We start from the raw sequence: 13,265 nt of genomic DNA on the forward strand, positions 1-13,265 counted from the left end.
CCTCAGCGACCTCGGCTTCACACCTGGGTACTAAGCAAAATGTCCAAACTCAGGACGAGGACCGTGGAATGGGGCGACATCGTCAACATCAAGGACCATTCGGACACCAAAGACGGAAAGCGGGCCGGACGATCGGTGGTGCTGTGCCTGCGCGACGGCAGCGAAAAGGTCATCGGCGGCCTCAATCTGTATGTCCCTACGGGGGTGGCGCTCTACTGGCTGGTGCGCCACTACTGGCGACATCCCGAGGATCGGATGGAGTTGGTCGATTCGCGGGCCGACGCCCGGTTGCGCGACGGGCGATTCGATCTTGGGTAGTGCGGGGCCTTTCTGAGCCTGCCGAGCAACTGACGACCCTGAGCGCAATTTCAACGCAGCCCCGAGACCGTACGTTCAGTTGAATGCGGTGCTGCCGGCCACGGCATGGGTCTTGCTGATGAGTTTGGCGTAGCAGTGGTCGCGGTCGAAGCCCTCGGAGCGGCACCAGGCCAGCGCCCCGTCGGCGCTCGGAAAGGTGATTGGCGCGATGGTGATCCAGAAGTTGGGTGCGTCGAAGGTTGACCAGTCGCCCGACCACAACAGCTTGGCGCCGTAGCTCTGCCGCAGCTGCAAATGCTCTCGCAACGTCAGGGCGTTATCCCACACCACACCCTCGTCGACGACTCCTGGCCGCTTCGAACTCAATTGCGGCACCCAGCGATCGGCTCCTTCGGTGCTGACGACGGCATGGTCCTCGCCGGCGATCCGGCGCAGCTGCTGGGCACTGGTGGACTCGGGGTCACGCGCCACGGTGGGCGTGTACGTCGGCGTCGGGGCTGGGGGCGGTGCCGGCGCCGGAACCGTTCGGTACACGGTCGGGCCGGCCACGGTGGTCACGGTCGGCGGCGGAAGTGCGACGGTCGTCACCCCGGCCGGCGTGGGGTCGTCTGTCGGCGCGGAGTCCTCCGACATGAGGAGACCGATCACCAGGCCCACTGTGCCCAACAGCAGGGCCGTGACCACTGCGATCACGGTCAGCGGCACGAGCCCTTGTCGGGACCGCGTGTCGGCGGGCGGCTCAGTGTGCGCGAACTGTGCAGGCGGCGCCATGAACGAGGGCGCTGAAATATGCGGCGCGGCCATGGTTTCGGCGCCGGCCGCGAGTGCTTCCTCAGGCGTCGTGTGCAGCGCGCGCCGGGCGGCCCGCGCCAGGGCGCCGGCACTGCCGTAGCGGTCGTCGGGTTCCTTGGCCATGCCGCGGGCGATCACCGCATCGATAGGGGTGGGTATGCCGGAGCGGGCGGTGCTTGCCCGTGGTGGCGGGGCCGAGAGATGGGCTGCGATCAACTGCTCGTAGCTGTTGGTCGGAAACGGTGTATCGCCGGTCAGCGCCTCATAGAGCACGCAGGCCAACGAGTAGATGTCGGCGGCGGGTGAGCATCGCCCGTCACCGAACCGCTCCGGTGCCATATATCCGAACGAGCCGATCTGCATCCCGGCCTGGGTGAGACCCGAATCGCCTTGCGCCTGAGCGATACCGAAGTCCAGCAGGTAGGCGAAGTCGGCGTCGGTGACGATGATGTTCTGGGGTTTGACGTCGCGATGGATCAGTCCCTGGGCATGTGCGGCATCCAGCGCGGCGGCGATCTGCTCGACGATCGCTACTGCGCGGTGTGGTTCGAGAGGGCCTGCGCTGATGAGGCCCTGCAGGGTCTGCCCGCGGACCAGGCGCATATCGATATACAGATTCCCGTCGATTTCGCCCCAGTCGTGAATCGGCACGATGTGGGGCTCGTCCAGGTTCGCGGCCGCGTGTGACTCGCGGAGAAATCGGGCGCGGAATTGCTCGTCGTGGGCGTAGTCCTCGCGGAGGATCTTCAGGGCGACGGTTCGGTCCTTGGCGCTGTCGTGTGCCTCATACACCTCGCCCATGCCGCCGCGGCCGAGGATCTCGGTGAGCTCGTACTTGCCGAAACTGTTGCCCACGCGCATACCCTTGCCAACCATCTTCTTGCCTCCTCGACCGGCGAACAGGCGAACGTAGCGTGAGGCACCGACAAGTTGATGGCACATTTGCCCTGAGCTGCGCTGCCCTGTCCCGGATAAACACCATCGTCGCTGAACAGAGCTTCTTACGGGTCGGATTCGGAATATTGTTCTTTGGTAGCTCGCGGTGATGGGTGCGGGCGCGGAGGCTGCGGGCGGCAACGTCCGTTCTGGGCAGCGAGGTGTGCGCGGATGGGCCGAGGGCGTCACCCCGCGATCGGTCGATGCACACCCAACTGTGCCAGGTCGGCTGCGATACGTCCGGCCGACCATCCGGCCCCGTTGGACACCGACATCATGCGAGGAACGGTCGCTGGGAAGAGCCGGTTGGTGAGGTCATCGGCTGCCTCGCTGCTGGCCGCCAATGCCGCAGGCAGTGCGCTGCGGCCCACCTCGGTGGCCACCGTCGTCGAAGTGGCGGTGAGGCGTTCACCGATGCGCTCGGCGTACGAGAGCAGAAATGACTGGCGAAAGGAACGGGTCCGGGCCCGTCCGTCGCCGGTAGCCTGGCCCGCTGCCAGCATCGCCCGATTGGCCTGGACCAACAGCGAAGTAGAGAGCAGCTCAACGAATTCCAGATCACACTCGGCGCCGATGACAGCGACGAAACCGAGCTTCTCCGCGCACACCATCCGACACCGGTTGGCCGTTGCCACGGACTGCACCAGTGCTGCTTTGGCGGTGACGTAGGGACTGTCGATCCAGATCCGCCGGGCGGTCGCCTGAGCTGTGCGGCCTTGTTCATGATTGCGGATCGCGTGCTGCAGTGAATGTCTGCTCATCAGTTCTTGTGCCTTGGCCGAAAGTGCTTCCGCCTCTTCGGGAAACTTGGTGACCTCCGCCTTGGCTAGCAGCCCGCGCACTCGGCTGAGTGCTTTCGCATCGTCCGGGCTTACCGCGACCGCGCAATGCTGGTGCGCGCCGGGCAGAGGCAGCAACGGCGCGAGGGGCTGAAGGCTACCGAGCATCCGCAGCACCTTCAACACGACCGTCACCGCTGCGTGGTCGTCGACGGCATTCGTCTCAGCCCACTGCCACATCTGCGGAGCGCTGTGATCGGTGCCCGCGGGCAACGCGGCGAGCTCGGCGCGCCATCGCGGATGCAGGGTGGTGACGGAATAGTGCCGGGATTCGCGAACTACGGCCTCGGCCAGATAGCCGGCTGCCGCTGCGTCGAGACGGCGACGAGCGAACTCGTACAGGTCATTGGGCGACCAACCCACCTGCCACGCTGTGCTGATGGCGCCGGCCAAGGTGCCGTCGGCGGCAAGGCCGAGATCGTGTTCCCGGCTAGGGAACTCGTCGAGCAACTCGGCGGCGTGGAATTGCGCGTCGTGGTCGGGACACAGTGCGGCGTTGTACAGCGCCGCGGTGAGGCGGTCGAGGAGGGTGACCCGGTCGTACCCGGGATCGGTGCTCCAGCGCTTCTGTTGGGACGTTCCGCGGCGGCGATCCTTGTGCTTGGCGGCGCGCTTCTGGCGGTTGCGGCGGCTCATGTCTGGAGTGTGGTGGAAGCGTCCGACAAGTACCGTCCGCACCGGGCTGCGGTGGCGTGAGCGGTGTGTAAGTTCATTACACGTGAGTCGCCGTATTCAGGTGATCCTCTCGGAAGCTGAACGTGAGGCATTCCGGCGCCAGGCTGCCGCCCACAACATGTCATTGAGTACGTGGTTGCGTGAGGCGGGGCGTAAGCAGCTCGCAGCCGAGCAGGCCAGACCGCTGCGCACGGTCGCGGAGCTGCGCACATTCTTCGGGTCGCTGCCCGACGAACCGGGTGCCGAGCCGGATTGGGACGAGCATCTTCGGGTGATCGAAGAGTCGCGACAACGCGGTACGTCGACTCCATGATCTTCGTCGACACGAACGTCTTCACGTACGCCGTGGGTCGTGAGCATCCATTGCGCCAGCCCGCCCGAGACTTCCTCGAGCACAGCGTTGAGAGTCGAAGCCGGCTGGTCACCTCGGCGGAAGTGTTGCAAGAACTGCTGCATGCCTACATTGCGGTGGACCGAATCGGCACCCTGGACGCCGCATTGATGCTTGCGCGATCGTTGACCGAGATCTGGTCGATCGAGGACGCCGATGTGGTGCATGCTCGCGCATTGGCTGACCGTCACCGTGCGCTCGGTGCGCGTGACCTCATCCACCTGGCCTGCTGTCAACGTCGCGGTGTTACCGAGATCAAGACCTTCGATCGCGTTTTGGCCAGCGCGTTCGGCTGAAGTCGAATCCTCGCGGGGACGAGTTGGCTCGGCGCCGCCCCTTACGTCTTCCGGGGCCCGGTCGACGACGTCTCGCACAACGGGGAGCGGCCGATGGCGATCTCTACGAGGTGCGGCACCGGTGAATAGCTGTACTGAGGGGTCAGTCGTCTGGATCTGTCACAAGAACTGCCTGCGCTACCTAACCGAGCTAATGCTTCTTTGCGTCAACAGTGCGCTGACGCAGCGTCAGCTCATGTTGCGAGGGTTCCAAGGCGACGCCCAGCTTTGATTGAGCGGCGGCACGGCGAGCGGCCGCTTGCTCCGCGGTGATCTTTACCGGCCGTGGATGCAATTCGTCGTCGATCATCGTGCCCATCTATGCCTCCGGGTCCACAAGGCCGAAAAGCTGCCAGCGGTACTGATCGCTACGATACCTGGCCGCGACGATCTGATACCGCCGCGCATCAATGATGAGCAACTCGTGTTCGAGGGAAAACTCGGGACAGCTCACCCACCGCAAGCGCAGGAGTACCTGCCGGTACAAGAAGATCCAAGGTCAGTGGATCTCTGCGCCGTTCTGAATGAGCAGGTATGGGCGACATCGACGTTGACATGAATCCCTGCTCATCAAACACCTGCCCGACCAGTTGATCTGCCGAAGCAGCAGCATGCGGTCCAACGACTCCAAACACCGTGCCGCTGACCTCGCGAGTGACCCTGACGTCGCTGCTCAGCGGATACTTCCGCAGGCCCGACCTGATCTGATCGACTGCATTCTCGATATCGGTACTCATTTCTCGTTGCCCACGCAGGGCGCTGTTGATGCGCTCGTGCCCGTTGAGAGCAAACGACTCAATGGCCACCCGCTCGCCGTCAGTCAGACGACCGAGCTGTCGCCTCTGATTTGCTGGAACGGCGTACGGGAAATTTCGGAACGGATCGTTCACGCTGCCCCCACCATTCGGACCTCCGGCTGACCCCGCGCGTGGTACCGGAGGTTCATCGGTCGGAATGCCAGAACCCTGCCCAAACCTCTCGTCGCTGGTGCGCGAACTCATGGCAGGGCCCGCAACCAAGGACCGCGATCCGACCAAGACTGTTCATCGTTGGGCGATCATCTCCCCTGGTTGATGGCGGGCACCTCTGTGATGGTTACCTATCCCACCGACACGTCGCTCAGGACGGATTCGACGCAGACCGTCACCTCACCGCGTTACCCTGCCGGCGTGGATACCGGGCTGTATGAGTCCTTGCTCACCGAGCGGCTGAATGCCGCCTTGACCCAGCATCCGGATCTGCAGCCCGACATCAGCTCCGTCGACGACGCCGAGCAGGCGCTGACTATCGCCCGGCACCTCACGCCGCTCATCGAGCGCCAGCTCAAGGCTGCCGGCAGCGCCGAGGACCGCGCGCGACTGCTTCGCAACATTCTGGACGTGCTGGGCGACGCCGACGCGCAGACCGAGAACCTGCATCAGGACGATCCAGCCAAGATTCGCCGCCTGGACGCCGTCAGCGCGAAAACCCTCGGCGCGCTGCAGCTTCCACGACCGGCGACGCCGCTGTCCGACGCGGCGCTGATGACCAACGCCCGCAACGAACCCACGCTCGCCGCGGAATTGCGCGCCGAGCTCGCGAGCGCCGATCACGTCGACCTGCTGTGTGCTTTCGTCAAGTGGCAGGGGTTGCGGCTGCTGGAACGCGAACTCACCGAACTGCGGGAGCGCGGAGTGCCGCTGCGGGTCATCACCACCACATACCTGGGCGCCACCGACGCGCGTGCCCTGGACGCTTTGGTCAACGAGTTCGGCGCCGAGGTGCGCGTCAACTACGAGACCGATCGCACCCGCCTGCACGCCAAGGCATGGCTGCTGCGCCGCAACACCGGCTTCCACACCGCCTACGTCGGCTCGTCCAACCTGTCGCACGCCGCGCTGGTCGACGGCCTGGAATGGAATGTCCGGCTGTCGGCCATCTCCACGCCGCATCTGCTGGAGAAGTTTCGTGCGACCTTCGACTCCTACTGGGAGAACCGAGAATTCGAACCATACCAACCAGGCGATGACGGCGACAAGCTGCGCAGCGCGCTGGAGATCGCTGCCGGCAGAAAGCAGCGTGACCCACTCGCCGTCACGCTGTCCGGGCTCGAGGTCACGGCCAAGCCGTACCAAGCCGAACTGCTGGAACAACTCGACGCCGAACGCGTCCTGCACGACCGGCACCGCAACCTGATCGTCGCCGCCACCGGCACCGGCAAGACCGTGATCGCCGCCCTGGACTACCGCCGGCTGGTGCGTGAGGTCCATGGCCGCGACTTGACTCTCTTGTTCGTCGCGCACCGCAAGGAGATCCTGCAGCAGGCGCGTCGGATGTATCAGGAGGTGCTCACCGACCCGGTATTCGGTGAGTTGCTGGTCGACGGCGATCAGCCCACCCGGTGGCGTCACGTGTTCGCCAGCATCCAATCCCTCACCGCCGACCGGCTGTCCGGCATTGAGCCCGACCACTTCGACATTGTGGTGATCGACGAGTTCCACCACGCGCAGGCGGCCTCATACCGCCGACTCCTCGACCACATCGCACCGAGGGAGCTCCTGGGGCTCACCGCCACCCCGGAACGCGGCGACGGGATCGATGTGCGCGCATTCTTCGGTGGGCGGGTCGCCGCGGAGTTGCGGCTGTGGGATGCGCTCGAGCAGAACCTGCTGTGCCCATTCCACTACTTCGGCATCCATGACGGGACTGACCTGGAGGCCCTGCAGTGGAAGCGCGGAGGCTATGACCTCACCGAGCTGAGTGACCTCTACACCGCCAGTGATGCGCGTACCCGAATCGTGCTGAAAGAACTGCGGGACAAGGTCGCTGACGTGGGGGAGATGCGGGCGCTGGGATTCTGCGTCGACATCGCGCATGCGCACTATATGGCGGCGAAGTTCGTCGACGCCGGGATCTGGGCGCGCGCCGTGTCGGGGGAGACGGCGGCGGACGAGCGTCGCTCGGCGTTGTCGGCGCTGCGCAATCGCGACATCAATGTGTTGTTCGCGGTTGACCTGTTCAACGAGGGTCTCGACATTCCCGAGGTCGACACCGTGCTGTTCCTCCGCCCTACCGAGAGTGCGACGGTGTTCCTGCAGCAGTTGGGTCGCGGGCTGCGGCTGACCCACGGCAAGACCGTGCTGACGGCGCTGGATTTCGTGGGCCATCAACGCCGCGAGTTCCGCTTCGATCAACGGTTCCGAGCGCTGACGGGGCTCGGCCGCAAGCGGCTGGAAAAGCAAGTCAAGGACGGGTTTCCGTTCCTGCCCTCGGGCAGCCAGATCGTGCTCGACGAGGTGGCGCGGGAGTTGGTGCTGGAAAACTTGCGGCAGCAGACGTCGCCGAAGAAGGCGGCGCTGGTTTCGGAGATTCGCGCGCATTCCGACGATCGGCTGGCCTCGTACTTGGAGGTGTCGGGGCGCGGCCTTGAAGACATTCTGCGGACGGATCGGTCGTGGACGACGCTGTGCCGCGACGCCGGGAAGCTGGGGGAGACGCCCGGACCCCGAGAGTCCGATCTGGTCAAGCGGGTGAGGGCCCTGGCACATGTGGACGACCGTTTGCGGTCGGAGACGTATCGCGAGCTGCTTGCCGGCGGCGGTGTGGGTGGCAGCGTCACTGAGCAGCGGTTGGCGGCGATGCTGTTCTACTCGTTGTTCCCCAACGGTGGCGGCTTTGGTGGCCCCGCAGCGGGGCTCGACGTCTTACGAGGTGAGGCGGTGGCGGACGAGATGCGGCAAATCGTGGACATCGCGTTCGACGGTGCCCACCGCAGTACCCATGCATTGGGCGAGACGGTTCCAGCGTTGGCCGAGGTGCCACTCGCGCTGCACGCCAGCTACTCGCGGGAGGAGATCCTCGCAGCGCTCGGCTGGGTGTCGGAGCAGCGGACGCCGGCGACAATGCGGGAAGGCGTGGCCTGGTGCGAAGCCGTGAACACCGACGCCTTCCTCATCACCTTGAAGAAGTCCGACACTGACTACTCACCGACCACCATGTACCGGGACTTCGCTCTTAGCCCTGAGCTGTTCCACTGGGAGTCTCAGTCGACGACGTCCTCAGCCTCCCCAACCGGGCAGCGCTACATCCATCACCGCGAGCGCGGGTCCCACATTCTGCTGTTCGTGCGGGAAGCGAAAACCAACGCACTTGGTGCCTCGCCGTACATCTTCTTGGGGCCGGCCGACTACGTCTCCCACGAAGGAGAGCGTCCGATGGCGATCACGTGGCGGTTGCGCCGGGCGATGCCGACGGAGGTGTACTTGGGTGCGCGGGCCGCCGTGGCGTGAGAAGCCTGCTTGGTAAGTCTGCTAAGTAGCTGTGACGCGATGCGCGTAACTCTCGACGCAATAGACAGCTAACTTTGTGGCATCCTTAGTAGCAGCCTGCGACGTCGCAGTTTCTTGAATTGATCTTGCACTCCGCAAGCTGTTCGGATCTGTGATCTTGGCGCATATTTACCCAAGTTGCAGGGGGTTTGGGCGAGTAGATGGCTTGAATGTGCTTTGGTGGCGGCGACAAATTGGTCCCGATAGGTACCTAAGGGTGGCCGCGCTGGCCGGCGTCATGGCGAACTCTGACCGGGTTGTCGTTTTGACTTGAACCAAAGTGTGCTGACTTGTCGGGGTCAGGGGTCATAATCATGCTCAATTGACGTCGGCGACGGCTACGATCTCATCCGTCGCCCGCACCGGGCATATTGCGACGAGGGAGTGTGTGCGATGGCTGCCGAGTATGAAGCTGTGAACGAGCGTTTGGTGCGCCGCGCGGTCAGCCTCTTCACGTTCCTCGGGCGGACCCAGCAACTGCTCGTCAAGCCGGTGCGCACGGTGGATAAGTTCGAGGATTCGATGTGGTTCGGGGACTTGCCCGACCACGAGGCAATCCGTTCGGCGCACCGGATCGCCGAGCTCACACCCGGTGCGCCGCTGCTCACCGTGGACCGGGTGGCCAAGCTGGACCCGCCACCGCTGCCGGGCGAACTCATCGCCTGGGTCGAGGGCGCGATCGATGACACCGAGAAGGAGCCGACGCTGCGGGAGGCGATCTTCCGCGAGGAGGCCGTGCCAGCCGAAGAACGAGACGACGACGCTCCCGAGGTGGCTAACCGCCGCATCGAGCTCGCCGAGCATCCCGAGATCAGCGAAGCCTTCGACGCCTGGCTGACTGATTGGCGGCTCTGGGCCGACCGGGAACGTCGCGACGCCGTAGTCCGCGACATCTACAAGGACCTGTTCACCGTCCACCTGAAGGCCACCGATCACAGCGAGGAATTCGAGCTGGTCCTCGGCGTGGGTTGTCTGGCCTGGCGGCCGGAGAATCACGAGCAGGTACAGCGCCATGTCGCCACCGCGCCGATCGCGATCGGCTTCGACGAGAACTCCGGCCGTCTTACGGTGACGCAGGTCAGCGCACCCGACGCGGTGTCTGTCGAGCTGGACATGCTGGACCCGGCGCTGATCTCCGCGCCTGCCAAAGTTGATGAAATCAAGGCGCTGGCCTCCGAGTACGACGGACACCTGCTCGACCAACCGGCGATCGGGGAGATCTGCCGTCGCCTTATCCACCGCCTCGACGCCGACGCGGAATATGACGAAGAGGCCGTCCAGGCACCATCTGGAACCAGTCCCCGCGGTGCCTTCGCCCCGGCGATCATCCTGCGGCGCCGCACCAACCGCGGCATGGTGCAGATCTACGAGCAGATCGTTGCGCAGATCCAGCAGGCCGGTGAGGTGCCGAAGGGCATACTCCCGCTGGTTGACCCCAACCGCCAGCCCGAGTCAGCGCCCAGTGCGGACGTGCACGGCGCGGTGGTTGCCGTCGACGATGAAGACTTCCTGCCGCTGCCGGTGAACGACCAGCAGCGCCAGATCATCGAACGGGTCGACAGCCGGGCGCAGACCGTGGTGCAGGGCCCACCCGGAACCGGAAAAACCCACACCGCAGCGGCTTTGGTGTCGCACCTGCTCGCCCAAGGCAAGCGGGTTCTGATCACCGCGCAGACCGATCGTGCCCTCAAGGAAGTCCGCGCCAAGCTGCCCCGCGAGATCCAATCGCTGGCGGTGGCGGTCATCGGCCAGTCGCGCTCCGACATGGCTGATCTGCGCACCGCCGTCGACAACATCTCCCGACGGGCGGACGACTTCGACCCCGCAGATTCGCAGCGTTCGATTGCGCGGCACCTCGCCAGGATCGACGACCTGCGCCGTCAGCGGGCTGCGCTGCGTAACCGTCTGCTCACGGTCCGCCGGCAGGAGGTGGAGCCGCGCACCGATGGTCCCGCCCAGGGCACTTTGGCGGCCATCGCGTACGACCATTTGCAGCACGAGGCCGACTACGAGTGGATTCGGGCCTTTGAGGTTGACCCGACCGGCGCCGGGATAACGGTGTCGACCGAGGAGATTCAGCGGTGGCGCGCCGTGCTGCGGGACGAGTGCGTGACCGCAAATGAGCCGGAAGCTACCTCGTCGTTGCCTGACGTCGCATCGCTGACGACGCCGGAAGACTTCGCCAACCTCGCCGCCGCCGAGCAGCAGGCGGCGGTGCGCAAGGACCAGTTCGGGGAGCTCCTGAGCCACGAATCGTTCGGTTTTGTCCGGTCTCTGACCACCCAGCTGCGAGGTGAGTTGCGCGCCAGGGTGTCCAACCTGGCAGAACAGGCGGGCAATCTGGAGCGTCGGCAGGAAGCGTGGATGAACGACGCCCTGCACGATGTGCGCAGCGGTCGCCACCAGGCGTGGGTGGCGCGGTCCGCACAAGTAAAGTCGCTGACCCAAGCGGCAGGAGCGCTCACCCGCCGGATCGGTCCGACCACCTCGGTGGTGGTCACCGGCGGTGACTTCGGTGTGCACCAGCAGGTCGCGAAATCCCTGCTCGCCCACGTCGAGTCGGGCAGCGTCATCAAAACTCGCCCCGACGGCTCCCCGAAGGTCGGCGCTTTCACCTCCAAGACGGTCAAGCTCGCCGAGCCGTTCTTCGCGGCGGTCAAGATCAACGACCTGCCCGCGACCGCCAAGGAGCAGCTGGCCACCTTCATCGATTGGGTCGATGCTTGCCGCACCGTGTCCGCCTTGGATCAGGCCTGGCCGGTCAATGTCGTGATTCCCGACGAGGACACTCTCGACGAAAAGATCCAGTGGCATGTCACTGAAGTGACGCAGCTGGACAAGGTTCTGGCGCTGGGTGATCAGCTCGAGGTCGAGCGACTGTGGTTCCAGGCCAACAGCCTGCCGGTGCCGGACTGGAACAAGCTCGAAGATATTCGCCGCTACGCCGACCTGGTCGAGGCAGCCGCCGCAGCCGACGACGCAGTGGCCGCGGCCACCCCGGTGGAACGCCTACATGGTTATCTACGTGCCCAGGCACAGCTGCCCACACCGCCGGCCATCACGACGGAGCTGCTAGACGCGGTGCGCGACCGTGACGTCGACGCCTACGCCGCCGCACACGCGCGTCTGCACCGTCTCTACGACGTGGCCCGGGCGGTCGCCGACCGCGACCGGATCCGATGCGAGCTGGACCGATCGGCACCGCTGCTCGCAAATGAGATCGTCGCCAATCTGGCGGCAGCGGAATGGGATTCCCGGCTAGGTGCCTATGAACAGGCGTGGCAGTGGGAGATGGCCGGACGTTGGATCCTCGCCCAAGACAGCGAGGACGCGAACGTGTTGAAGGTCAGCCTGAACGCGGTCGAGGATCAGATCCGCAACGAGGTCGAGCACCTGGCGGCCGAGCGGGCCTGGGGCCATGCCGTGGCACCCGACCGGCTCACCGGGGCGGCCCGAGCCAACCTCACCCAATACGCCCAGCTGGTGTCTCGCCTCGGCAAGGGCACCGGCAAGTACGCCGCGAAGCAGCGTGTGGCGATCGCCGAAGCGATGGACCGGTGCCGCCCCTCAGTGCCGGTGTGGATCATGCCGCTGTACCGCATCGCCGAGCAGGTACACGTCGAGCCGAATCTGTACGACGTCGTGATCGTCGATGAGGCGTCGCAGGCCGGGCTGGAGGCCTCGTTCCTGCAGTATCTGGCGCCGAAGGTAGTGGTGATCGGCGACGACAAGCAGGTGTCGCCGTCCGCCGTCGGCGTGGAGCAACAACAGCTGCGCGACCTGGCCAACATGTACCTCAGCGACGACCCGTACCGGGAGTCCTGGCTTGACCCCAAACGCAGCTACTTCGACGAGGCCAATATGCGCTTCGGGGGACGGATCACCCTCACCGAGCACCGCCGGTGTGTGCCCGAGATCATTGGCTTCTCCAACCGCATTGCCTATGAGCCCGAGGGTATTCGGCTGGTCCCGGTGCGCCAGTTCGGCGCCGAGCGGCTTGACCCGATCAAGGTGGTGTACCTGGCCGACGGGTACGAGGCGCCCAACAAGACCAACCTGGTTGAGGCCGAGGCGATCGTCGACCAGATCCGAAAGTGCCTGGTCGAACCGTCCTACGACGGAGCCACTCTCGGCGTGATCTCGCTGCTCGGCAAGGAACAAGCCAAGCTGATCGAAGGCAAGCTCCTGGATGCCGTTCCGCCGGAGGAGTGGGCCGCCCGCGAGCTGCGTTGTGGTGATGCGTCGGACTTCCAAGGATCCGAGCGGGACGTCATGTTCCTGTCCATGGTCAAGGCGCCGGAGGAAGGCAAGCGCATGGGCGTGCTGACCCAGGCGCAGTATGTCCAGCGGTTCAACGTCGCAGCATCCCGGGCGAAAGACCAGATGTGGGTGTATCACTCGATGCCGCGTGAAGCGCTGACCAACTCCGAATGCATGCGCTTCCAACTGCTCGACTACTGCTACGGCACCGCCAACCGACTGCACAATGACGGCGACGGTGCGGTGAGCACGGCGGTGCCGGAGGATATTCGGGTGCCACCGTTTGACTCGCTGTTCGAGCAGCGTGTCTTCAACCGGCTCATCGACCGGATGCGGGTCGCGGCGGTGTCGGTCACCCAGTCATTGTTGCCGACGGCACCGACAAGAACGGATACCGCAACGCCGGGCGCGA

At 65.1% G+C, this 13,265-nt stretch carries 9 protein-coding genes; 5 read left to right on the forward strand and 4 right to left on the reverse strand.

Features of this window, described 5'->3' with window-relative positions; translation table 11 throughout:
* Nucleotides 1-39: 39 nt before the first annotated feature.
* Nucleotides 40-318 (forward strand): hypothetical protein, encoded by a 279-nt coding sequence (locus tag ACWDTP_RS32360; RefSeq protein WP_450027305.1) that lies wholly within the window; start codon nt 40-42, stop codon nt 316-318.
* Nucleotides 319-393: 75 nt separating this feature from the next.
* Here ACWDTP_RS32360 and ACWDTP_RS32365 read toward each other — a convergent pair whose 3' ends face one another.
* Both ACWDTP_RS32365 and ACWDTP_RS32370 read right to left on the reverse strand, forming a co-directional pair.
* Nucleotides 394-1,986: a serine/threonine-protein kinase gene (locus tag ACWDTP_RS32365; protein WP_450027306.1), complete on the reverse strand. Its 1,593-nt coding sequence runs from the start codon at nt 1,984-1,986 to the stop codon at nt 394-396.
* 245 nt (nt 1,987-2,231) lie between these two features.
* A complete protein-coding gene (locus ACWDTP_RS32370) occupies nt 2,232-3,521 on the reverse strand; it encodes a DUF2786 domain-containing protein (protein ID WP_450027307.1) in 1,290 nt (429 codons plus the stop codon).
* Nucleotides 3,522-3,603: 82 nt separating this feature from the next.
* Here ACWDTP_RS32370 and ACWDTP_RS32375 point away from each other — a divergent pair, with 82 nt between their 5' ends.
* The gene (locus ACWDTP_RS32375) at nt 3,604-3,873 is read left to right on the forward strand and encodes an antitoxin (RefSeq protein ID WP_450027308.1); all 270 of its coding nucleotides are present in this window, start codon (nt 3,604-3,606) and stop codon (nt 3,871-3,873) included.
* Nucleotides 3,870-4,247, forward strand: coding sequence for a type II toxin-antitoxin system VapC family toxin (locus tag ACWDTP_RS32380; RefSeq protein WP_450027309.1), 378 nt, complete (start codon nt 3,870-3,872; stop codon nt 4,245-4,247). Before ACWDTP_RS32375 ends, ACWDTP_RS32380 begins: the two co-directional genes overlap by 4 nt.
* Before the next feature lie 190 nt (nt 4,248-4,437).
* Here the strand turns inward: ACWDTP_RS32380 and ACWDTP_RS32385 are convergent, their stop codons facing one another.
* Nucleotides 4,438-4,605, reverse strand: a complete 168-nt coding sequence (locus tag ACWDTP_RS32385; protein ID WP_450027310.1) for a hypothetical protein — start codon at nt 4,603-4,605, stop codon at nt 4,438-4,440.
* 88 nt (nt 4,606-4,693) lie between these two features.
* Nucleotides 4,694-5,176, reverse strand: a complete 483-nt coding sequence (locus tag ACWDTP_RS32390; protein WP_450027311.1) for an ADP-ribosyltransferase — start codon at nt 5,174-5,176, stop codon at nt 4,694-4,696.
* A 279-nt stretch (nt 5,177-5,455) separates the two neighbouring features.
* Here ACWDTP_RS32390 and ACWDTP_RS32395 point away from each other — a divergent pair, with 279 nt between their 5' ends.
* Complete coding sequence (locus ACWDTP_RS32395) at nt 5,456-8,554, forward strand: DUF3427 domain-containing protein (protein WP_450027312.1); 3,099 nt, start codon at nt 5,456-5,458, stop codon at nt 8,552-8,554.
* A gap of 453 nt (nt 8,555-9,007) precedes the next feature.
* The coding region (locus ACWDTP_RS32400) for an AAA domain-containing protein (protein ID WP_450027313.1) at nt 9,008-13,265 on the forward strand (4,258 nt) is incomplete at its 3' end.

This window comes from Mycobacterium sp. NPDC003449, from assembly GCF_053588415.1.